Below are 19,800 nucleotides of genomic sequence, written 5' to 3'. Positions count from 1 at the left end.
CTAGCCGAGCAGATCCAGTTTCTCGGCGGCCTCTTCGATGCGTGCGTAATCTTCGGGCTTCGCGTCGATGATGCTGCCAGCCTTGTAGAGTTCGAGCACGGCCTTGCCGTCCTCGTCCTCGTGCATCGCGAAGAGGGCGTCCTTGAGTTTCTGGGCAAAGCCCTCACCAAAGTCCTTCTCGGCCTCTTCCCGAAGGATCCAGTGGTAGTCGTGGAACGTGGGCGTCTCGAAAACGGCGATGACCTTCTCGGTATCGAGCATGCCTTCTTCGAGGCGGCTCCTCCACACCTGCGCGTTCACGGCACCGCCCTCGTAGGTGCCGGCTTGCACAAGCTCGATGGTCTTATCGTGCGAGCCGGAGAAACCTGGCTCGCCCGCGAGGTCGCCCTCTTCAACACCCGCTTCGGCGAGGAATGACGACGGCATGAGGCGGCCCGAGGTCGATGTTTCCGATCCGAACGTGAAGCGCTTACCCGCATAGACCGAGAGGCCCGCAACGTCGCTCACGGGCGCGATGCCGGAATCGGCGCTCGCGATGAAGATGCTCGTGAACTTTTCGTCGATATCGCGCTGACCGATGATCGTGACATCCGGGTTCTGCTTGCGGGCTTGCACCCCCGTGAGACCCCCGTAAAACACGAGGTCGAGATCGCCCGTGCCGAGCTGCGCGACCGACGCGGAGTAGTCGGGAACGGCAACGTACTCAACATCCCGTTCAAGCTTCTTCGCAAGATACTCGGCGAATGCTTCCTCACGTTCGGTGAGCACATCCGGATCCTGATCCGGAATTGCGCTCACGCGAAGGGGGCGCGAGGAGTCCTCAGAAGATGACCCGCATGCGGCGAGAAAGGAAAGGGCGGGAAGTGCGGCGGCAGCCTGGATGACCCGGCGTCGCGAAACCATTAAAAAAATCCTTATCAGCAGGGAGAACGGACGTTATCGAATCTTACGCGAAGCCCATCTCCGCTCTACAATCAGTCCAAATACGACGACGGCGATACCGACGCAGGCACCGATCGACGTTTCAACGATGCGGGGAACAAGCATCTCGTAGTTTCGCTCCGGATTTGCGAGATGCACCATGAGCAGCGCGAGCGGGGTGACGAACACGAGCCCGAGCGAGTAATTGCGCGTGACGAACATTTCCGCAAGGAACTGCATCACGACGATCCATACGACCGTTTGCCACGGCTCGCTCGGGAACGACATGAGGAACGCCGCAATCACGACACCGAGAACGGTCCCCACGACGCGATGGAGGGCGCGGTTGACTTGCCCTAGTCGACGCGTCTCGGAAAGTGGGGCGACGGCGGCCACCTGCGCCCAGTACGGCGAGGGGATCATGAGAGCCGTGGAGATGGATCCCGCGAGTAGCGCCGCCGAAGAAAACCGCCCCGCATCCTGCACATAATCCGCGCGGGATACGCGCTCGGGCGCGGGAACCGCACGGTCCGTGTTAGCTTCACCGAGCACGTGAAAAAGCGCGCTAAACGCAAGGGAAATCAGCACGCTTCCGCCGCCAACCAGGAGCGGCACCCACAGGGGAAAGCTATGCGGGCTCGTGGTGATGGCGGTCGAAGCGAAAACGAAAAACAGCACGCCCCTTGGGCGCAAGCCAAAGCGGGGCACGAGGCCCGACGTCAGGGCGGCAACAATCGTGCCAACGATGACGACGATCCAGGCCCCGGGAAGCGTCGGCACGAGCGCCCCAACGTGACGCGCGGCCGTCGCAAAAACCTCACACGCCACCAGGGCGCTTCCCGCGATGGCCTGCTGGCGCACGCGTTCGCGCGTGGGCACGAATCGGCCATACAGCGAGCTGAAGGTACCAAATGACGCAAACAGCGAAAGGTCGAGGCGCCCCAGCAGAAGGAGAATCACGAGGGGAAGGGCCACCGAAAAGGAGATGCGCACGGCAGGGACGAACTCTCCCCGCGCCTCGCCAAGGGTCACAAATGTGCGGGCGCTCGAGCCCACGTGCTCTCTCGCTTCGGCAGGAATCGCGTGCAGAAATGTTCGGTGGTGGCGGGAAACGTGAGATTCAGGCACGTTCTTCAGGATAAAACCATCCAAATTGAACGTGCATCAGCGCTAGTGGAAACTCACGCCGCGAGGTGTTCGATGAGGATCTTGAGGCCGAGGGCAATGAGCACCACACCGCCCGCAATCTCGGCTGGTTTCCGGAAGCGGGCGCCGACCCGGTGGCCAATGACGACCGCGAGGAAGGACAGCACGAAGGTGACGACGGCAATGACGAGCGCGGCTTGGACGATGTTCACGTCGAGCATCGCGAACGACACCCCGATCGCGGCGGCGTCAATGCTCGTGCCAATTCCCAACACGAGAATCTTCTTGAGGTCGAAACCCGCATCCTCGCGCTGTTCGCGAACATCCTCGGGGGCAAAGGCCTCGCGGATCATGAGGCCGCCGATAAGCGCGAGCAGCGCGAAGGCGATCCAGTGTTCGACGGGCGCGAGAATCTGCGAGAACTGCGACGCGAGGGCCCACCCGAGTACGGGCATGAGCCCCTGGAATGCGCCAAACACGACCGCGATGAGCACCGCGGCCCGGTAGGAGAGTTGCCGCATCTGGACGCCCTGCGTCAGTGCGGCGGCGAAGGCATCGGCGGCAAGGCCGATACCCACAAGAAGAATTGCGAAGATGTCCACGTCTCCCCACACTTTCGCGCCCGTGAGTGGTGTGTCTAGAGGAAACCGAAAGTGAGGACGTCCAAACAATTTGACGGACCCTATCTCGCGGGCGATTCTTGAAGCGGGCCGAAGGGCCCTTCGCTGCCCGCGCATGAGAGGCCCATCCCCATGAAAGCCACGTCGGAACCGACCAGGGTCACCGAGGACTACCTCGCTGTTATCTGGAAGGCAACCGAATGGCCAGACGACGGGCACACCCCCGCGACGAGTGCGATCGCTTCCGCACTCGGCGTCTCGCTCTCGACCGTTTCCGCGCAACTCAAACGCCTCGCGGGCGATGGTCTCCTCGACTACCGCCCCTACGGCGCGATCACCCTCACGAGCGAGGGCGAGAAAATTGCCCGCGAGGTCGTGCGACGCCACCGCATTCTTGAGACTTTCCTCGTGGAACACCTCGGATTCGCGTGGGACGAAGTGCACGAAGAAGCGGACCGGCTCGAACACGCGACGAGCGACAGGCTCATCGCACACATGGACGATCTTCTCGGGCACCCCGCGGTCGATCCGCACGGGGACCCCATCCCGTGCGATATTCACGAGGCACCGTCACCGGGGGTCCCTCTCGCTCGCTGCGTGGAGGGGCAAAGGCTCGTTGTTTCGCGGGTCTCCGACGAAAACCCGGACATCCTGCGCTACTGCGCGAAGCGTGGCCTCGCACCCGGGGCGCACCTCACGATTCTCGAGAGGCTTGACTCGACGGGCCTCATGAGCATCGAGATGGAGCAAGGGCAGGTCGAACTGAGTGCCCAGATCGCCGGCGCAATCAGGGCGGTACCCAACGGCGATTAAGCGCGCTGCTCGCGCGCCTCGGCACGCGCCACGAGGCGCTCGACGAGCTTTGCCCGGTTGGCTTCGGAAATCGGGCGTCCACTGAGGTGGTTGTATACCCACAGCCCCGCACTCAGAACGTGATCCTCGAGACGCTCAAGATCCTCATCACTCTCAACATTTTCACTCGGGTTGAGAAGCCAGCGCTCGTCAATGTCATCCCAGGCCCTCTCATAGTCACGATGGCTGAGCGCCTGGATGTTGAGGAGAATCTCGGCAAGTGGTTCTTCGCGCTCGAGCGCACTGACGAGCGCGCGCTCTCGCTGTGCCTGCGTGAGGTCCTCGGGGGCTTTGCCGCCACTTACGCGAACAAGCTCGCGCTCCCACAGGTGCGCGGCGTACCGGTGAAGCTCAATGAGGAGGTCGTGACGCGACGGGAAGTGGTAGATGAGGCCCGACTTCGACATTCCGCTCGCTTCCGCGAGCGAATCGAAGGTAAGTCCGTCGACTCCGCCACTTTCGGTGACGAGGTGGTAGGCGACCTTGAGGGCGAACTCTTTCTTGCTGGTTCTGGGCATGGGGGTCCTAGGGGCGGGGATCAGCGGTGAGGGGATTGCTTTTCAAAATAACAACGTTTGTTACCGTCCGTGGCGGGTAGCGACTGAACGCGAGGTATGCCACATTTCTTACAGACGTAAGCGACATCTCTTTACATCTGTAAATCACTGGTCTAATTTTGATCCGGTCGAAAAGACTGACACCTGTAAATAAGAGCAGAGTCGAGGCCCCATGTCTGTCCTGTACGCCGCCAGGCGCGCCCTCGTCCATCGCGACGAGGAACTCCCGATCGATCCGCGAGCACAAAAATCACGCGAATCGCTCATCCGCGTCATGATCGACGCCCTCGACGACAACCCGCAGCCACCGAGCGTCTCCGAACTCGTGCGACGCGCCGGCGCGAGCCGACCCACGTTCTACCAGCACTTCGGAGATATCCCAACGCTCATGCATGCGGCGGCCATGGAACGCCTCGAAGAGGTTTTCGCGATGCTCCCCCAGCAGGCGTCGGACCCCACGGAGCCCACAAGCCCCACCGACTTCCCCGACAACTGGACCCACTTTGCGGCCGAAAGCCTCACGGCGCTCTTCACGCACCTGAGCGAAAACCGCGCGTTCTACCTCGCGGTTCTTAACGGCCCAAGCGGGCGTGCCGCCGAAAGCGAACTCACGCGATTCCTCGCGGGGCGCATGCTCGGCTTCGCCACGCTGCGTGACGCGCTCACACGCCTCACGGGCCCCCGCGCCGCACGCTACGCCGAATTCCTTTCGGCGGGCCTCCTCTCGCAAGCAACCAAGGACCTTCGCGACGACCTCCCGGTCACCGCGATGGTCGAAAGGACGACCACCTTCCTCGCGGCCGCGACCGGCCTCAAGGCCGCCTAAGGAGAACGCTTCATGTCACAAGCCACCAGGGAAGCCTCGCGCAAGGCTAAGGCCAACTCCGTCGCGCGCCGCCTTCGCAACTCAGGCAACAGCCTCTCCATCATTCGCGTCATGATCCTCGTGATCGGCGTTTCGCTCGTCCCGCTCGTGTACGCGGCACTGCTCACGTGGTCGAACGTCGATCCGATCAACCGGCTCCACCAGGTGCCCGCGGCCGTCGTCAACCTCGATAAAGGTCACTCCGATCCCGACCTCGAGGTCGGAGACGAGCTGACCGACGAGCTTCTCGACTCGACCTCGAACAACAACCTCGACTGGACCGAGATGTCGGAGGATGAGGCCCAAAAGGCCCTCGAAGACGGCGAGATCTACGCGATTTTGCGGATCCCCGAAAACTTCAGCACGAATGTCGCTTCCGTTGGTAACGACGACCCCACAACGGCCGCCAAGGCCGAACTCTCGATCACAACCAACGACGCGAAGAACATGATTTCGGGCAACCTCGCCCAAAGCATCCTCACGCAGGTCACCGACTCGCTCAACGAAAAGGTGAGCGACGAATACCTGCACAACATCTACGCGGGCTTCAACGACATGCACGACTCGCTCTCGGAAGCCGAGGATGGCGCGGGCCAACTCGCTGACGGTTCTTCCGACGCGAAAGACGGCGCCGACAAGCTCGCCGACGGCACCGCAACCGCGAAAGACGGCTCGGGTCAGCTCGTGGACGGCACGGCCGCCGCGAAGGATGGCACGGCTCAGCTGGCCGACGGCACCGCAACCGCAAAGGATGGCTCCGGCAAGCTCGTCGTGGGCCTCGGTGACCTCAAGGACGGCACCGTCACGCTCGCGAACGGCGCGGGCGATCTTGCGAACGGCACCACGCAACTCAAGGACGCGACGGGACGCGCCGCCTCCGGTGCGGGTGATCTCGCAAACGGCGTGGGTCGACTCGACTCGGCCGCCAGCCAGCTGAACGACGGCGCAACGCAAGTCAACGACGGCGCCATCCGCTTGCGCGACGGGCTCACGGACGCGCAGGGTGGCTCCGCGAAACTTGCCGAGGGCCTCAACGAACTGAACTCGAAAACCGCGATCCTCCCGGGAGCGGTCGCGGAGCTCAAGAACGGGTCGGCGGCCCTCGCCGACGGCTCCGAACTCATCGCCGAGCGCATGGAGGACCTGAGCGACCGCGGTCCGGAGATCGTGGACGACTTGCACAAGGTCAAGGACAAGACGCGCGGTGCGCACGATGAGGCCGTTGAACTCAAAAAGCTCACGGTCGAAGACGTCGAGGGCACCGAAGACTACGCGGAATCGCTCGCGGACATTCAAGAACACTGGGACGAGATGGATCCCGAGCAGCAAAAGCTCATGATCGACGGCCTCAAGGACGGCGCCGATCAGATAGCGGAGCGCTCCCGAAAGATCAACGCCGGCGTGAGCGACCTCGACCTCAAGATCATCGTTCCCCTCGACGTTGCCGCACACGCGCTCGATAACAAGGTCAACGAACTTCCCGCACTCTTCGACCACGCGGCTGAGAAGTCCCGAGAAGTCGCCGACAAATTCAAGAGGCTCGACGACGGTGTTGGCAAACTCGACGCGAAATCGACCGAGCTTGTGGATGGCATCAACCAGCTCGCGACCGGCGCGAACACACTCGACGACGGGCTCGGCAAGCTTTCGAATGGTGCCAGCGACCTCACGGGCGGCACGGGCCGTTTGGCGAGTGGCACGAGCCAGCTCAAGGACGGCACGGGAACCGCACTCGCGGGTGCCTCAACCCTCGCAGATGGCGCCTCGCAGCTCGATGCCGCAAGCGGCAAGCTCAACGACGGGGCCCAGCGTCTCGCGAGCGGAACGAGCGACCTCACGGACGGTGCGGGCAAGCTTCAGGACGGTGCCGTGAAGCTCGACGGCGGTATCGGCAAGCTCAACGACGGCGCCGTGAAGCTCCAGGATGGCGCCATCAAGCTCAACGACGGTGCGGTCAAGCTCAACGGTGGCCTCGGCGACCTGAACGACGGTGCGCGCAAACTCGGTGGCGGCCTCGGTGACCTCAAGGACGGCGCGAATGAGCTTCACGACGGTCTTGCTGCCGGTGTCGAAGAAGTTCCGAATTACAACACGTCCGAGAAGGATCACCTCGCGAGTGTCGCCGCGCAGCAAGTCGACCTCTCGAAGCATCGTTTGCACGAAGTGAAGAGTTACGGCTACGGCCTTGGCCCGTACTTCATGACGCTTTCGCTGTGGATCGGCGCGCTTGCGTTCTTCCTCGTATTCCCGGCCCTGAGCGGTCGCCGCGTGGGCAGCAACATGCCCGCGGCGATCGTCGCCCTCGCGAGCTACCTTCCGAGCGCGTTCGTGAGCGTACTCCAGTCGGTGCTCATGGTCTCGACCGTGCACTTCCTCGTGGGCATCGACATGATGCGCCTAGGCCAGGCGTTCCTCATCTCGTTCATCGCCTCGCTCACGTTCATGGCGCTCAACCAGGCGCTAGTCGCGTGTTTCGGTCCCGTAGGACGCTTCATGTCGCTCATCTTCACGGTGCTTCAGCTCGCGTCGGCGGGCGCTACGTACCCGATTGAGACGACTCCGGAGTTCTTCCAGATCATCAGCCCGTACTTGCCCTTCACGTCGGTCGTGAACGCACTGAGGGTCGCGATCGCGGGCGGCTCGATCAACTTCGCCCACCTCATTTGGGTCATGGTTGCCTATTCGGCGGTCGCCCTCGTGATGCTCTTGTTCGGTATCCGTGCGAAGCGCCGGGTCGAGAAGCTCAAGGAGAAGATCCATGACCGCGTCGAGAGCGCTGAGCGCGAGGATGGGTCCGCGGCTGAGACGGCGGAAGGCTCCGAAGGAGCAGCAGATCCCGACGGTTCCTCAGAACGTGCGGAGGAACCGGAGGACGCCGAAGCTCCTCGGGGAGAGGAAGGCACCGACTCTCCGGCTCCGGAGCAGGAAGCCTGAGTAGCATCGGGCGCGAGTTATTCACAATCGGGGTCCGACGCCCGCCAGGGCTCACCTGGTTCCGTAGGATCGAAGCATGACGCTTCCTTCCCAACCGTTTCAGGTCAACCTTCACGCGGTCGTTGAGCTTCTGAGTACGCATATCTACTCGCACCCGAGTGTGTTTCTTCGCGAGCTGATTCAGAACGCGCGCGATGCGATCATGACCAGCATCGAGCAGGGCACGCTCGCACCCGATGATGCCCTCATCCGCATCACGCCCGTCGGCCCCGAATCGAGCGAGCTCGTTGTCACCGATAACGGCGCGGGAATGTACCGCGAGGACATGGCGGAACTCCTCTCGACGGTCGGCCAATCGAGCAAGCGAGATATCTTCGATCTGCCTCGCACGGATCGCCTCGGCCAGTTCGGCATCGGTCTGCTGAGCTGTTTCATGGTGAGCGACGAGATCATCGTGGAAACCCGTCCCGCCGCGGGTAGTGAGGCGAGTCGCTGGGTGGGTCGCAGTGATGGCACATTCACGCTCGAGCCACTCGAAGGCACCTCCGGTGCGGGCATCAAGGTTGGTACTCGGGTGCGTCTCACGCCTCGCCCCGAGTCACGCGAACTCACGATGTACGCGCGCGTGTGGGAGCTCGCAACCTTGTACGCGGAGTTTCTGCCCGTCACACTCGAGGTGTGCGGTCCGCGCGGGACCGAACGATTCGTGAACCGCACGCCGTTCTTCACGCGTCACCTCTCGCCTTCCGTTCTCCCCTCGGAAACAGGCACTCTGGAGGAGGGCAGCATCGAGGACCTCCACGCATGGGCCCTCGAGCGGGATCTCGAGCACCTCGCCGAATACGGCGCAGAACTGCTCGGTGCCCCTCCGCTCGACATGATCGACATTTCCGTTCCCGAAACAGGCACGCGGGGAACCGCTTTCGTACTTCCAGCCTCGCCCTCCCCAGGTGCGAAGCAAACCACGCGCGCTTACATGGGCGGCCTCCTCGTCTCCGAGTCTCTGCCGGACCTCCTGCCCGAATGGGCGTTCTTCGTGCGGGTTGTTCTCGACTCCACGGGTCTCACGCCCACTGCCTCGCGCGAGAACTTCGTCAACGATGAGGCGCTCGCGGTCACGAAGCGCGCGATCGCCTCGAGCCTGCGCGCATGGATTCTCTCCCTCGCCGAAAACGATCCGCGCGGCCTCCAGCGCTTCCTTGCGATCCACGACCTCGCATTGCGCTCCCTCGCAGTTCACGACGCCGAGCTCGCGCGCATCGTGCTTCCCCATTTCACGTTTGAAACGAACCAGGGACGCATGCTCGTGAGCGAGATTGTCGCGGCGAACCCCCGCGTGCGCTATGCGGAAACAACCGAAGAGTTCCGCCAGCTCGCGGGCGTGATTCCAAGCGACCAGATCGTTGTCAACGCGGGCTACGTGTACGAAAAGGACCTCATGCGGATGCTTGGGGAGGCCCTCCCCTCCGCGAGCGCCAACCCCATCACGCTCGGCGATGTGATCGCACAATTCGGCGCCGTGCTCGGCGCCGATGCCGAGGGCGCAGAACGCGTGCGGGCCCTCGCGGAAACCGCGCTTTTCGGGCTCGACTGCGACGTCCAGGTGCGCGCTTTCACGCCCGAAGATGTCCCCGCCCTCTACGTCGTCGACCCCAACGTTTTGCGAAGCATGGAGCTCAAGCGCCTCGAGGAATCCACAAGCGGATTCTGGGGTGATCTCATGCGTGAAGTCACGGCGGCGCCAAGCCCCGAGCAAGCGTCGGAAAACTCCGAGCCGGGCCTTCCCACCCTCGCCACGCTCGTGCTCAACTGGAACAGCTCCCTCGTGAAGATGCTCGCCGGCATCGACACGGATGATCAGGTCGTGGCCTCGCGAACGCTGCGGCTGATGTACGTGCAGGCGATGCTCGCGGGACACAACCCGCTGAGGCCCGCGGATCGCGCGATCCTCAACGAATCGCTTTCGGACATGCTCGCGCTCTCCACGAACCTCATGCGGCGCGATATCTCGGTCGAGGATTTTCTCGAGCCGGGTGACGGTCACGAAAGTTAGGCTGGGATCATGCGCGAACTTCAACACACGATCATCAGCGAGATGGGCGTGAAGCCCCATATCGAGCCCGCGGTGGAAATTGAGCGCCGCGTAGCCTTCCTCACCGAATACCTGCACGCGACCGGCACGAACGGCTTCGTGCTCGGCATCAGCGGGGGTGTGGATTCAACCCTCGCGGGCCGTCTTGCGCAGCTCGCGGTCGAGAAGGTGCGCTCGCAGGGCGGCGATGCCAGCTTCGTCGCGGTTCGCCTCCCCCACGGTGTCCAACACGATGAAGCCGATGCGGCAGCGGCGATGGACTGGATCGGTGCGGACCGAGAAATGACCATCAACATTAAGGGCGCTACGGATTCGCTTCGCAGCGAGTTCACTTCGGCGGCGGGCCACGAGACGAGCGACTTCAATGCGGGCAACATCAAGGCGCGCCTGCGCATGGTCGCCCAGTACGCAATTGGCGGCGACGAGGGACTTCTCGTAATCGGCACGGATCACGGCGCGGAATCCACGGTCGGGTTCTTCACGAAATTCGGCGATGGCGGTGCCGACATCCTCCCGCTTTTCGGCCTCAACAAGCGCCAGATCCGCTCGCTCCTCGAGCATCTCGGCGCACCGGAGCCGCTATGGCGGAAGGTTCCCACTGCCGACCTCCTTGATGGCAATCCGGGCCGCACTGATGAGGACGAGCTCGGCGTGAGCTACGACGACATCGACGATTACCTCGAGGGCCGAGAGATCCCCGTAGCCGCCGCCGAGAATATCGAGCGCCGCTACCTTTCTTCGCGGCACAAGCGCACGACCCCCGTCACCATCACCGATACGTGGTGGAAGGGCGCGCCGGGGTCTCGATGAGCGAAGCCGAAACTTTCGAAAGCCTCACGCGCCGCTTCGATTCCCATGCGCCCATGCCGCACCGGGAACGCTGGGACATCGGCAAACGCGCCGAGCGCCTCGCGGAAGAGTCTGGCGATAAGCGTGCTTTGTACGAGATCCGTATGCGTCTTGTGGGTTTCGCCTTTCAGGCCGCCGAAGCTACGGAGCAACTCACACTGTTCCTGTGGTGCGCGCACATGCATGACTCCGATCCGGCTCGCTACCCCACACGACCTCTCGAAGCTCAGCCGGACGTTGACCTCCTGTGGTGGTACAAGTGGCTCACGGTGATGCTTCTCAGCTACCCGCAGTACTCGCTCGCCCAGGTGCGCTCCGCGCTCGACATGATGCGCGCCGCCTACCGCCGCGAAGGCGCGGGCGAGGCGGGAATCCTGTGGGCCGAGCTCTCACTGGCTCTCGAAACGGGCAGAAACGATGAGGCGCGAGAGGTGCTCGCCCGCATCAAGGCTTCCCCACCCGACGAATACTCCAACTGCGATGCGTGCGCGCGGGCACAAGAGGCCACGATTCTGTGGGAAATGGACGACGATGAGGCGGCTCTTCGCCTCGTAGACGAGATCCTCGATCAGGGCTACGTGTGTGCGGAGGAGCCACAGTCGATCGCGTCGGAAGCGCTTCTAGCTTTTGCGCGCGCCGGGAGGCTTCCCGAGGCTGCGGCTCTCGCGGAATTCACGTATCCGCTCATCATGTCCTCGCCCATGCACCTCAGCCACCAGATCGACCACATGCTGTTCCTTCTCTCGACGGGCAATCCCCGCACCGCGGCGATGCTGTTCGTGCGGCATTTGCCGAATGTTCGCCACGAGGGTCTCCCCCCGAGCTCGTATCTCGCGGCTCTCAAGCAGCTCGTGGTGGTCGCAAGCGAGCTCTCTCGCGAGGGCTACGGTGCGATTGAGATCGAGGGGGTGCACGGCGAGGCTACGACCATTGAGGGCTTCATTGACTCGGCTCGCGCTGAAGCTCGCCCGCTCGCGATCGCCTTCGATAAGCGTGATGGCACGAGCGACCGCGTGAAATCGCTCGAGAGCGCCGGCAGCATGCCTCTCGAACGCTTCGAGTTCGAGCTCGGCGGCTGAGCGTACGTTCGCCCTCGCCGCTTACGTTCCACAAAAGCTCGTGAAGAAGCGCGCATTCGGCGGTGGAGATTCGAGATCGTCTAAGCCGTCCACGCGCGTAAAGGGGTTGCGGATCGCCGCGAGGAGCCGTTCGAATGTGGCGGCATTGCCCCGCTCAATGTCGCGCAGTGCCTTCTCGACATGGTGGTTACGGGGAATGTAGATCGGGTTCGCCTCGCGCATGAGCATCTCGGACTGCTCGGGACTCGTGCCGGCGCGTGCGCGGTGCTCCTCGAGTTCCGCGCGCCAGGCGCTCCCCGCAGCGAACTCCCCATCGAGCTCTCGACCTTCGGTGAGGGCCCTGAAGAACAGCGTGAAGTCGCCCTCCTCGCGCTCGAGCGCGTCGAGGGTATCCGCGATGAATTGCTCTACGCCCGCTCCCGGTGTGGCACCGATCCCCAGTTTCCTCGCGAACACGCGTGTGAAGGCCGCACGGTACTCTTCGGCGAAATCGCTCAGCACGCTACTCGCGTCGTCGATCGCACGCTCCGGATTCGGGTCGAGCAGATCGAGGAGCGACTCCGCAAACCTCGCCATATTCCATTGCGTGATGGCCGGCTGCTGCCCGTAGGCATACCGGCCACCCGTGTCGATCGAACTGAAACACGCGCCGCTCTCGTACCGGTCGAGGAAAGCGCACGGCCCAAAGTCGATCGATTCGCCAGCAACGCTCACGTTGTCGGTATTGAGCACGCCGTGCACGAACCCCACGCCCATCCACTGCGCAACGAGCTGAGCTTGGCGCGAAGCGGCACCGCGAAGAAGAGCAAGGGCGGGAGCCGTAGAGGCGTCGGGCCCCTCATCCCAAGCGGGGTAGTGCCGCTCGAGCATGCTCCGCACGAGCCTTTCTCGCGTATCCGGCTCGATCACGCCCTGGTCAGAAGCGATCCTCGCGAACTGGAAGGTGCCTACCCGCACGTGGCTCGCAGCCGTGCGCACGAGAATCCCTGCGGGTTCCGGCTCGGGAGCGCGGCGCCTGATCCGCTCCCCCGTCTCGAGAACCGCGAGAGTGCGGCTCGTGGGAATGCCGAGGGCATGAAGCGCCTCCGAGATGAGGTATTCGCGATACATCGCACTGAGCGGCGCCTTGCCATCGGAGCCCGGGCGCGAGAAGGGCGTGCGCCCACTGCCTTTGAGGTGCACATCCACGAGTGCATCGCCAATGGTCAACTCGCCCACGAGGTGGGCGCGGCCGTCGCCAAGAACGGGGGAAAACGTGCCGAACTGGTGGCCCGAATACGCCATCGCATGCGCGCTCGGCACGTTCGCCAAGTCGCGAACGAGGCCCTCGACCGCCTCGGTTTCCTCCCCGGGGTCACTCCCGAGCTCTCGCGCAAGCGGGGCATTCACCGCCGCTACGCGCGTATCGGTGGGAATGTCGGGGGCACACTCGCGCACGAAGCCTGGAAACTCGCGCGCAAACTGGGTCGTGAGGGGCGGAAACTGGGAGCACACACCACCACGCTACAGGGGCATGCCCGACGCTTGCTCACCGAGCGTCATACCCACCTTCGTGTGCGCTGCCCCACTACACTTTCCGTATGCCCCGCTTTTCTCGCGCCGACATCTATCGGCGCCAATACAAAGCGATCGTCGTCATCTTCGCCGTGTGCTTCGCGCTCGTCTCGATTGTTACGCTCGTGAACACCATCGCGGCCGGGCAGCCGTCGAACTCGCGCGCGAACCCCGCCGCCGCGCCCACCCCCGCCAAGGCACGAGTGATGACGATCCCCGAAACCCCCGCCGATGCGCCCGCACTTTCGAACTTGCCGCGCGGCGTTGAGCTCACCGAGGGAGAAAGCCTCGGCATTGATGTTTCTTCGCATCAAAAAACGATTAACTGGGGCGATGTTGCCGATTCCGGCGTGAGCTTTGCGTATATCAAAGCGACCGAAGGCTCGGGATACACGGATCCGAATTTTGCCGCGAATTGGAAGGGCGCCACGAAGGTCGGCATCACGCCCGGGGCCTACCATTACTTCACGCTGTGCTCCCCCGGAGCGGATCAGGCACGCGATTTCTTGAACGCGGCCCCACCGGATTCGGGGGCACTCCCGCCCGCCCTCGACCTCGAATTTGATGGCGCGTGCGAAAAGCGCCCCGAGGCTGAGCACGCCAATGCCGAGGTCGAGGCCTTCGTGAACGCGGTCGAGAAGGCCTGGGGGCGCAAGGTCGTGGTGTACTCGAGTAAAGAGTGGCGCCAGCACTACGGCCTTCCGCACGCTGATGGCCGGCCAGACTGGCTTTTCTCCGAGCGTCAAAGGCCTGCTCAGGAGGATTGGGCGGTGTGGCAGCTGCGGTTTGATGGCACGGTCGAGGGAATTTCCACGAAGGTCGACATCGATGTGATTCGACCGAAGCACCTCAAAGGAGATTAAGAAATGACGAGACGAGTGAGCGTCGTCCTTTTTGACGGCTTCGAGCTTCTTGACGTCTGCGGGCCTGTCGAACTCCTCAGTCACGTCGACGGCATCACGCTCGACTTTGTGGGGCCCGAGGTCGGTCTCGCGTCGAGCGCACAGAGCCTTCGCATGGAGTGTCGGCGTTCGTTCCAGGAGCTCTCACAGGAGCCGGTCGACATCCTGCTCGTCCCTGGAGGGCCCGGGACGCGTGGGCTCGTCAACGATGCACCTTTCCTCGCGTGGCTGACCGAGGTCGGCACGCGCGCACGACTCGTCGTTTCCGTGTGCACGGGCTCGGCGCTGTTCGCGGCCGCTGGACTGCTCGAAGGCTACCGGGCAACGAGCAATAAAGCGGCATTTGAGTGGGCGCGCACCTTCGGGCAGAAGGTTGCCTGGCAGAGGGAGGCACGATGGGTGGAAGATCGCGATCGATGGACGTCCTCGGGCGTGGCCGCAGGGATGGACATGGCCGCCGCACTCATCGCCTCCCTGTGTGGCACCGAGGCACGTGATCGGGCCCTCGCGAAGGCGGAATACACAGCCCATACCAACAGCGATTCGGATCCCTTCGCCGCGGCGCCTCCTCTCCTTCCCTGAAAGTGGAGAAAGCAAGGGAGGCAATCCCCACATCAGTGCCGGTCACACGGTGCCGGCACCCTCGAGTGGGGCGGGCTCTCAAGGCTCGCGGGTACGGCGCCAGCGAGCGATCCATTCCTCAACATCGGCGATGGGCGCAAGGAGCGGGGCCTCGGCACTCGCACCGGAGCGCGGCCTCACTTCTTGCACCGCCGCGCTGTTTTCGCGGCGTGCTCTCTCGTTGTAGTCCTCGACGTATTCACGCACGGCGCGCTCTGACGGGAGCTCGAGCACGGTGTCCGCGAGCGCATCGTGCTCCTTGCGCAGCAGCACGACAGCGGGGAGGAGCGCCTCGCGATCAAACTCGCCCGAGGCGATACGGGACTTGAGCCACCAATCAGGATCGTGCACGTCGGGCAGTTCGAGTTTCATGCCCGCGAGGGGGAGATTGTCAAAAGCGCCGGAAGCAGCTGCACGATCGGCAGCCGTCGGAATAAATCCCGCACCTTCCCCCACGGCTCCAAGCCAGGCATTCGTGTGCGGGCGTGCGCCCGGCTCCTCACTCATGGCGCTCGCCCCTCTCGGTCACCGTGTGCGAATACGCGAAAGCCCCTCCCGAAGGAGGGGCCCGCATGGGGTGCGCAAGGGGGGACTTGAACCCCCACGCCCGCAAAGGCACACGGACCTGAACCGTGCGCGTCTACCAATTCCGCCACTTGCGCGAGTACTTCGACACCGGGCGTCAAGGCACACCGAGATCGAAGCGTTCCCTAATATAGCCGCACCGACTCCCGCGCGCGAATCAAGGCACAGGCCTGGTGGGCAACACCACGAGTCGGGAGGTTAGCCCTCCTCGGGGGTTTGCAGAACGACGAGCACACCCGTGTCCTGTGAATTGAGGATCGTCGCGGCAATCACGGTTGCCTCACTCTTGCCCCATTCCGCCTCGATCGGGCACACCTGCGAGTTGCGACCCTCCGGAACGAACATTTCACCCGAGCACTCAAACTTCGAGACCGGCATCTCGAAAGCTTCCATTGCCCTGAGAGCCTTTTCTGACACGTTCTGGCCATCTACGGGAGCATCCGCGGCCCACACGCCACCCATGCCGTAGGCGACAACCTCGGTGCCGGGTTCCGTGAATCGAGAGGTGAGCGACGAGTCGAAATCCTGGTCGAACGACACGAGAAGGCCGGGGCCCTGCACATTCGAGAAGGTGCCGTACACGAACGCCTCGGTAGTCGCGTCCTCGCCCTTCACGGTGCAGTGGGCCTTGGGCTTACCCGCCGTGATGTCCACGTCGCCGTCGCATTCGACGCTCACCTCTCCACCATCCTCGAAAACGCTTCCGATCGCCTCGGCGATCGTGTTCTTAGCGAAGGGGAAATCGCCGATCTCGGGAAACTCCTCACCCGTGAAGTAGGCGATCACGGCAGGTGCTTCGGTGACTTTCGCACTCACCTCAGGGCTCTTGCTCGGATCTTCGCTCGCCGATTCGCTCGCCTCGGGGCTCTCGCTCGGCTCCTCGCTTGGCTCCTCACTTGGCTCAGCCGTGGGAATCGCGGTGGGGCTTGCCGTCGTGGTTTCCGGGGCGGCACTCGGGGTCTCGCTGGGCTTCGCAACCTCACTGCCCGTGGCGCCGCACGACGCGAGCATGAGCGCTGCGGCAAAGGCGGCGGATGCGCCGCGGAAGGTGGACCTCATCGACATGGATTATCTCCTCTAAGAATCAGCACGAGGGAAGTGCGTGCGGAAACATCTTCCCTCGCCACGCCTCGAAAGTAAAGACTAGGCAAAGTGTGGAGGTTGTGAAGGAAAAGCCGCACGCTCGAGGGGTGGGCAGGGTCCGACGGCTGCCCGACAGCAGCGGTTGTCAGACTCTAGAAAATTGCGCGCGCCTTTTCAGCCTCCGCAAAGCTCGCGTCGATGGCCTCAACGCTAATGCGGTGGCGGAACACGAGCACGTAGGCGAGGGAGACAACCGCCACGAAGGGCACGCCCACCATGGCCGCGAGCTGCATGCGCTCAACGGCGAGCACGGTCGAAAACACGAACAGCAGCCCCGCGATACCCACGATTGCCGTCGCGACGCCACCGGGCATACGGAAAAGCTCGAGGCCGTCACGCGTACGGTGATACACAATGTAGGTCACGAGAATGAGCACCCAGACGATCACCGCCGAAAAAATCACGGTCGACATAATGAGCGGGAACAGCCCGCCGATACCCGTCATCGCGAGGACTACGACGACGAGGATCCCGCACGCGTGCACGACAATGCCGGGCAGCGGAATGCCACGCGTGGTCGTGCGCTCAAGCACTCGCGGCGCGAGCGAATCCGCGGCGAGCGAGTGAAGAAAGCGCGAGCCCGCATACACGTTCGCGTTCGCGGCCGAGAGCGCCGTAATCACGACAATGAGATTGGTGAGGCCCGCCGCCGCGGGGATCCCGAGCTCATGGAACACCATGACAAACGGCGAAAGGCGCACGTCGCCCGAAGCCCCCGAGGCTTCTTGCCACGGCACAATCGCCACGATAATGCCGATCGCCACGACGTAAAAGAAGCTTAAGCGGACCACGGTGGACTGCGCCGCCGTGCGGATCGATCGTGCGGGGTTCTTCGCCTCGGCCGCCGAGATCGAAAGCATCTCGATGCCACCGAAGGAGAACATCACGAGCGCCATCGACACCCACACGCCCCTGAAGCCGAAGGGCATAAAGCCGCCGTCGTTCGTCCAGTTGGAAATACCCGCCGCGGGCGTGCCCGGGAGGCCGAAGAACACGAGGCACAGCCCCACGAGGATGAACACCACGACCGCAATGACTTTGATGCTCGAAAGCCAAAATTCGATCGTGCCGAAACTCTTCACGCTCACGACGTTGATCGCGACCACGATCGCGCCAAGGATGGCGACTCCAGCCCACTGCGGCAAACCGGGTGCCCAAAACTGCAGATACAGGCTGCACGCGTACAGCTCGGCGGCCGTCACGCCGACCGTCACGATCCAGTAAAGCCACCGCACAAGGTAGCCCCAAAACGGCGAGAGGTAGCGCGCGGCGAGCGTGCCAAATCCCCCCTGGACGGGGTGGCGCGAGGCCATCTCACCCATGGCGAGAGCGATCGTCATGGCGATGGCCGAACCAATCGCGAAGCTGATAATCACGGCTGGGCCAGCGACCGCGATCGCGTCGCCCGAGCCAAGAAAGAGCCCGGTGCCGAGTGCCGAGCCCATGGCGATCATCGCCATCTGGCGGTGCGTGAGGGAACGATTGAGGTGGCCGTGTTCGTGGGGATCGCCGGCCGTGGGTGGGGGTGAGGATGGGGAGGTCATTCCACAAATGTATTCAATTTCTTGGTCGGTTCGGGCGATTGACCGCTTAATGGCAGAAAAAAGCGGCGGGCGCAAAGCCCGCCGCTTCCTCATACGCTCTTACGCTATGCCCTTCAGGCGCGCGCACCCTTCGCGGCAACAACCTGGACAACGAGGTTTGCGTAAACCTCTTCGTGCAGGCGCACCGTCACGGTGTACTCGCCGAGCGACTTGATCGGTGCGGTGAACTCGACCTTACGGCGGTCGATCTCGCGATCGAATCCGGCCTTGACGGCCTCGGCAACCTCGGCGGCCGTCACGGCGCCGAAGAGACGACCGTTCTGACCCGCGCGCTCGGCCACAACGACCGGCTTGGTCTGGAGAACGTCGCGGAGGGCCTGGGCGTCCTCGAGCGATGCCACGGCACGCTTCGAGTTCGCGGCAGCCATCTGCTCGAGCTGGCGCTCAGCACCCTTGGTCCACGGCGTGGCGAGGCCACGCGGCAGAAGGTAGTTGCGAGCGTAGCCGGCCTTGACCTCGACGACATCGCCGGGGCCGCCGAGCTTGGAAACCTCGTTGGTGAGGATAAGCTTGGTAGTAGCCATGTTTCTCTATCCTTCCTTGGCTCAGCGACCGGAGGTCGAGTAGGGAAGGAGGGCGATCTCGCGGGCGTTCTTGACGGCCTTCGCGATCTTACGCTGCTCCTGGACACTCACGCCGGTCACGCGGCGTGCACGGATCTTTCCGCGATCCGAAATGAACTTACGCAGAACTGCGGGGTCCTTGTAATCGATGTTCTCGATACCGGCGCTCTTTAGCGGGTTCTGCTTCTTCTTGGGCTTACGAAGCTCTGGCTTCGCCATCGTGGTGCTCCTTTGAGTGAGGGGAGCCCGGGCTTTCGACCCGGGATGGAATGGATATTTTCAAAGATGTATGCCGAGTGGTGCGGTTTAGAAGGGCGGGGGCTCTTCGGCGCCGCCGTTGCTCCAGGGGTCAACATCGGCGGGGTTCTGGCCGCCCTGCGGCCCTCCCTGGTTGCCACCGCGGTTGCCGCCGTAGCCTCCCTGGTTGGAGTAGCCGCCCTGGCCGCCACCGTAGTTGCCGCCACCATTATTTCCACCGTTGAAGCCGCCACCGAAGTTGCCGCCGCCGCGCTGAGTGCGGGTCGGCTTCGCGGTCGCGTAGCGGAGCGAAGGACCGATCTCGTCAACCTGGAGTTCGATCGAGGTGCGGTTGTTGCCTTCGCGGTCGGTGTACGAGCGCTGCTGGAGGCGGCCCTGAACGATCACGCGGGTGCCCTTCGTGAGGGACTCGGCGACGTTCTCGGCTGCATCGCGCCAGATGGAGCAGCGCAGGAAGAGAGCCTCGCCGTCTTTCCATTCGCCCGACTGGCGGTCGAACGTGCGGGGGGTCGACGCGACGGTGAACGACGCGACGGGAATGCCCGAGTTCGTAAAGCGCAGCTCGGGATCGGCGGTCAGGTTTCCGACGACGGTGATGACGGTATCGTTCGCCATGACTCTCCTTCAGCTGGTGGTGCGGTGTGGCGTGTAAACG

The 19,800-nt window shown here is 63.5% G+C and carries 19 protein-coding genes and 1 tRNA gene; 8 read left to right on the top strand and 12 right to left on the bottom strand.

All coding sequences use genetic code 11. The features are described 5' to 3' along the window. The 3 genes from D8M36_RS03425 to D8M36_RS03415 are packed head-to-tail and all read right to left on the bottom strand — an operon-like array spanning position 1 to position 2,669. A complete protein-coding gene (locus D8M36_RS03425; protein ID WP_126846750.1) occupies positions 1-903 on the bottom strand; it encodes a putative selenate ABC transporter substrate-binding protein in 903 nt (300 codons plus the stop codon). Between the two features lie 33 nt (positions 904-936). After that, the gene (locus D8M36_RS03420; protein ID WP_126846748.1) at positions 937-2,049 is read right to left on the bottom strand and encodes an FUSC family protein; all 1,113 of its coding nucleotides are present in this window, start codon (positions 2,047-2,049) and stop codon (positions 937-939) included. Between the two features lie 53 nt (positions 2,050-2,102). Further along, positions 2,103-2,669 (bottom strand): manganese efflux pump MntP, encoded by a 567-nt coding sequence (locus tag D8M36_RS03415; protein ID WP_238638367.1) that lies wholly within the window; start codon positions 2,667-2,669, stop codon positions 2,103-2,105. A 150-nt stretch (positions 2,670-2,819) separates the two neighbouring features. Between D8M36_RS03415 and D8M36_RS03410 the strand changes: the two genes are divergently transcribed. After that, on the top strand, positions 2,820-3,500 hold the full coding sequence (locus tag D8M36_RS03410; protein WP_126846744.1) for a metal-dependent transcriptional regulator: 681 nt from the start codon (positions 2,820-2,822) through the stop codon (positions 3,498-3,500). On the opposite strand, the gene D8M36_RS03405 is transcribed toward D8M36_RS03410, so the two are convergent. After that, positions 3,497-4,057, bottom strand: coding sequence for a TetR/AcrR family transcriptional regulator (locus tag D8M36_RS03405; RefSeq protein WP_126846742.1), 561 nt, complete (start codon positions 4,055-4,057; stop codon positions 3,497-3,499). The two genes, D8M36_RS03410 and D8M36_RS03405, sit on opposite strands and share 4 nt — an antisense overlap. A gap of 211 nt (positions 4,058-4,268) precedes the next feature. Here D8M36_RS03405 and D8M36_RS03400 point away from each other — a divergent pair, with 211 nt between their 5' ends. The 5 genes from D8M36_RS03400 (at position 4,269) to D8M36_RS03380 (ending at position 11,915) form a co-directional block, all read left to right on the top strand. Next, complete coding sequence (locus D8M36_RS03400) at positions 4,269-4,922, top strand: TetR/AcrR family transcriptional regulator (protein WP_126846740.1); 654 nt, start codon at positions 4,269-4,271, stop codon at positions 4,920-4,922. 12 nt (positions 4,923-4,934) lie between these two features. Then, positions 4,935-7,895, top strand: coding sequence for a YhgE/Pip domain-containing protein (locus D8M36_RS03395; protein WP_126846738.1), 2,961 nt, complete (start codon positions 4,935-4,937; stop codon positions 7,893-7,895). Between the two features lie 76 nt (positions 7,896-7,971). Further along, a complete protein-coding gene (locus D8M36_RS03390; protein WP_126846736.1) occupies positions 7,972-9,948 on the top strand; it encodes an HSP90 family protein in 1,977 nt (658 codons plus the stop codon). A 9-nt stretch (positions 9,949-9,957) separates the two neighbouring features. Next, the gene (nadE, locus tag D8M36_RS03385) at positions 9,958-10,797 is read left to right on the top strand and encodes an ammonia-dependent NAD(+) synthetase (protein ID WP_065248607.1); all 840 of its coding nucleotides are present in this window, start codon (positions 9,958-9,960) and stop codon (positions 10,795-10,797) included. After that, entirely contained in the window at positions 10,767-11,915 is a 1,149-nt protein-coding gene (locus tag D8M36_RS03380; RefSeq protein WP_148110237.1) for a hypothetical protein, read from the top strand. The genes nadE and D8M36_RS03380 overlap by 31 nt, the downstream gene beginning before the upstream one ends. 21 nt (positions 11,916-11,936) lie before the next feature. On the opposite strand, the gene D8M36_RS03375 is transcribed toward D8M36_RS03380, so the two are convergent. Then, a complete protein-coding gene (locus D8M36_RS03375) occupies positions 11,937-13,409 on the bottom strand; it encodes a protein adenylyltransferase SelO (protein ID WP_126846734.1) in 1,473 nt (490 codons plus the stop codon). Positions 13,410-13,495: 86 nt separating this feature from the next. On the opposite strand from D8M36_RS03375, the gene D8M36_RS03370 reads away from it, so the two are divergent. Together D8M36_RS03370 and D8M36_RS03365 are read left to right on the top strand one after the other, a co-directional pair. Beyond that, positions 13,496-14,332, top strand: a complete 837-nt coding sequence (locus tag D8M36_RS03370) for a glycoside hydrolase family 25 protein (RefSeq protein WP_126846732.1) — start codon at positions 13,496-13,498, stop codon at positions 14,330-14,332. A 3-nt stretch (positions 14,333-14,335) separates the two neighbouring features. Continuing rightward, on the top strand, positions 14,336-14,953 hold the full coding sequence (locus D8M36_RS03365) for a DJ-1/PfpI family protein (RefSeq protein ID WP_126846730.1): 618 nt from the start codon (positions 14,336-14,338) through the stop codon (positions 14,951-14,953). A 78-nt stretch (positions 14,954-15,031) separates the two neighbouring features. Here the strand turns inward: D8M36_RS03365 and D8M36_RS03360 are convergent, their stop codons facing one another. The 7 genes from D8M36_RS03360 to D8M36_RS03330 form a co-directional block, all read right to left on the bottom strand. Further along, the gene (locus tag D8M36_RS03360; protein WP_126846729.1) at positions 15,032-15,499 is read right to left on the bottom strand and encodes a DnaJ family domain-containing protein; all 468 of its coding nucleotides are present in this window, start codon (positions 15,497-15,499) and stop codon (positions 15,032-15,034) included. Positions 15,500-15,570: 71 nt separating this feature from the next. Continuing rightward, positions 15,571-15,654: transfer RNA gene (locus D8M36_RS03355), tRNA-Leu, on the bottom strand. 121 nt (positions 15,655-15,775) lie between these two features. Next, on the bottom strand, positions 15,776-16,642 hold the full coding sequence (locus D8M36_RS03350; RefSeq protein ID WP_126846727.1) for a hypothetical protein: 867 nt from the start codon (positions 16,640-16,642) through the stop codon (positions 15,776-15,778). A gap of 170 nt (positions 16,643-16,812) precedes the next feature. After that, a complete protein-coding gene (locus D8M36_RS03345) occupies positions 16,813-18,264 on the bottom strand; it encodes an amino acid permease (protein WP_238638366.1) in 1,452 nt (483 codons plus the stop codon). Positions 18,265-18,377: 113 nt separating this feature from the next. Next, positions 18,378-18,848 carry a 50S ribosomal protein L9 gene (rplI, locus tag D8M36_RS03340; RefSeq protein ID WP_065248615.1) on the bottom strand — a complete coding sequence of 157 codons (471 nt, stop codon included), beginning with the start codon at positions 18,846-18,848 and terminating at the stop codon, positions 18,378-18,380. A 21-nt stretch (positions 18,849-18,869) separates the two neighbouring features. After that, on the bottom strand, positions 18,870-19,106 hold the full coding sequence (gene rpsR, locus D8M36_RS03335) for a 30S ribosomal protein S18 (RefSeq protein ID WP_016663507.1): 237 nt from the start codon (positions 19,104-19,106) through the stop codon (positions 18,870-18,872). An 87-nt stretch (positions 19,107-19,193) separates the two neighbouring features. Then, positions 19,194-19,760, bottom strand: coding sequence for a single-stranded DNA-binding protein (locus D8M36_RS03330; protein ID WP_034371286.1), 567 nt, complete (start codon positions 19,758-19,760; stop codon positions 19,194-19,196). Positions 19,761-19,800: the final 40 nt, after the last annotated feature.

It is taken from the genome of Dermabacter sp. HSID17554, from assembly GCF_003989295.1.
In the GTDB taxonomy this organism is placed as follows: domain Bacteria; phylum Actinomycetota; class Actinomycetes; order Actinomycetales; family Dermabacteraceae; genus Dermabacter; species Dermabacter vaginalis.
The sequence above is the reverse complement of the archived record's forward strand: the minus strand, read 5'-3'. Positions and strand labels throughout refer to the sequence as shown.

Coding starts and splice junctions, on each gene's coding strand:
- D8M36_RS03330 (WP_034371286.1), bottom strand. CDS start 19,760: ATGGCGAACGATACCGTCATCACCGTCGTCGGAAACCTGACCGCCGAT.
- D8M36_RS03345 (WP_238638366.1), bottom strand. CDS start 18,264: ATGACCTCCCCATCCTCACCCCCACCCACGGCCGGCGATCCCCACGAA.
- D8M36_RS03400 (WP_126846740.1), top strand. CDS start 4,269: ATGTCTGTCCTGTACGCCGCCAGGCGCGCCCTCGTCCATCGCGACGAG.
- rpsR (WP_016663507.1), bottom strand. CDS start 19,106: ATGGCGAAGCCAGAGCTTCGTAAGCCCAAGAAGAAGCAGAACCCGCTA.
- D8M36_RS03425 (WP_126846750.1), bottom strand. CDS start 903: ATGGTTTCGCGACGCCGGGTCATCCAGGCTGCCGCCGCACTTCCCGCC.
- D8M36_RS03350 (WP_126846727.1), bottom strand. CDS start 16,642: ATGTCGATGAGGTCCACCTTCCGCGGCGCATCCGCCGCCTTTGCCGCA.
- D8M36_RS03405 (WP_126846742.1), bottom strand. CDS start 4,057: ATGCCCAGAACCAGCAAGAAAGAGTTCGCCCTCAAGGTCGCCTACCAC.
- D8M36_RS03395 (WP_126846738.1), top strand. CDS start 4,935: ATGTCACAAGCCACCAGGGAAGCCTCGCGCAAGGCTAAGGCCAACTCC.
- D8M36_RS03360 (WP_126846729.1), bottom strand. CDS start 15,499: ATGAGTGAGGAGCCGGGCGCACGCCCGCACACGAATGCCTGGCTTGGA.
- D8M36_RS03370 (WP_126846732.1), top strand. CDS start 13,496: ATGCCCCGCTTTTCTCGCGCCGACATCTATCGGCGCCAATACAAAGCG.
- D8M36_RS03390 (WP_126846736.1), top strand. CDS start 7,972: ATGACGCTTCCTTCCCAACCGTTTCAGGTCAACCTTCACGCGGTCGTT.
- nadE (WP_065248607.1), top strand. CDS start 9,958: ATGCGCGAACTTCAACACACGATCATCAGCGAGATGGGCGTGAAGCCC.
- D8M36_RS03365 (WP_126846730.1), top strand. CDS start 14,336: ATGACGAGACGAGTGAGCGTCGTCCTTTTTGACGGCTTCGAGCTTCTT.
- D8M36_RS03410 (WP_126846744.1), top strand. CDS start 2,820: ATGAAAGCCACGTCGGAACCGACCAGGGTCACCGAGGACTACCTCGCT.
- rplI (WP_065248615.1), bottom strand. CDS start 18,848: ATGGCTACTACCAAGCTTATCCTCACCAACGAGGTTTCCAAGCTCGGC.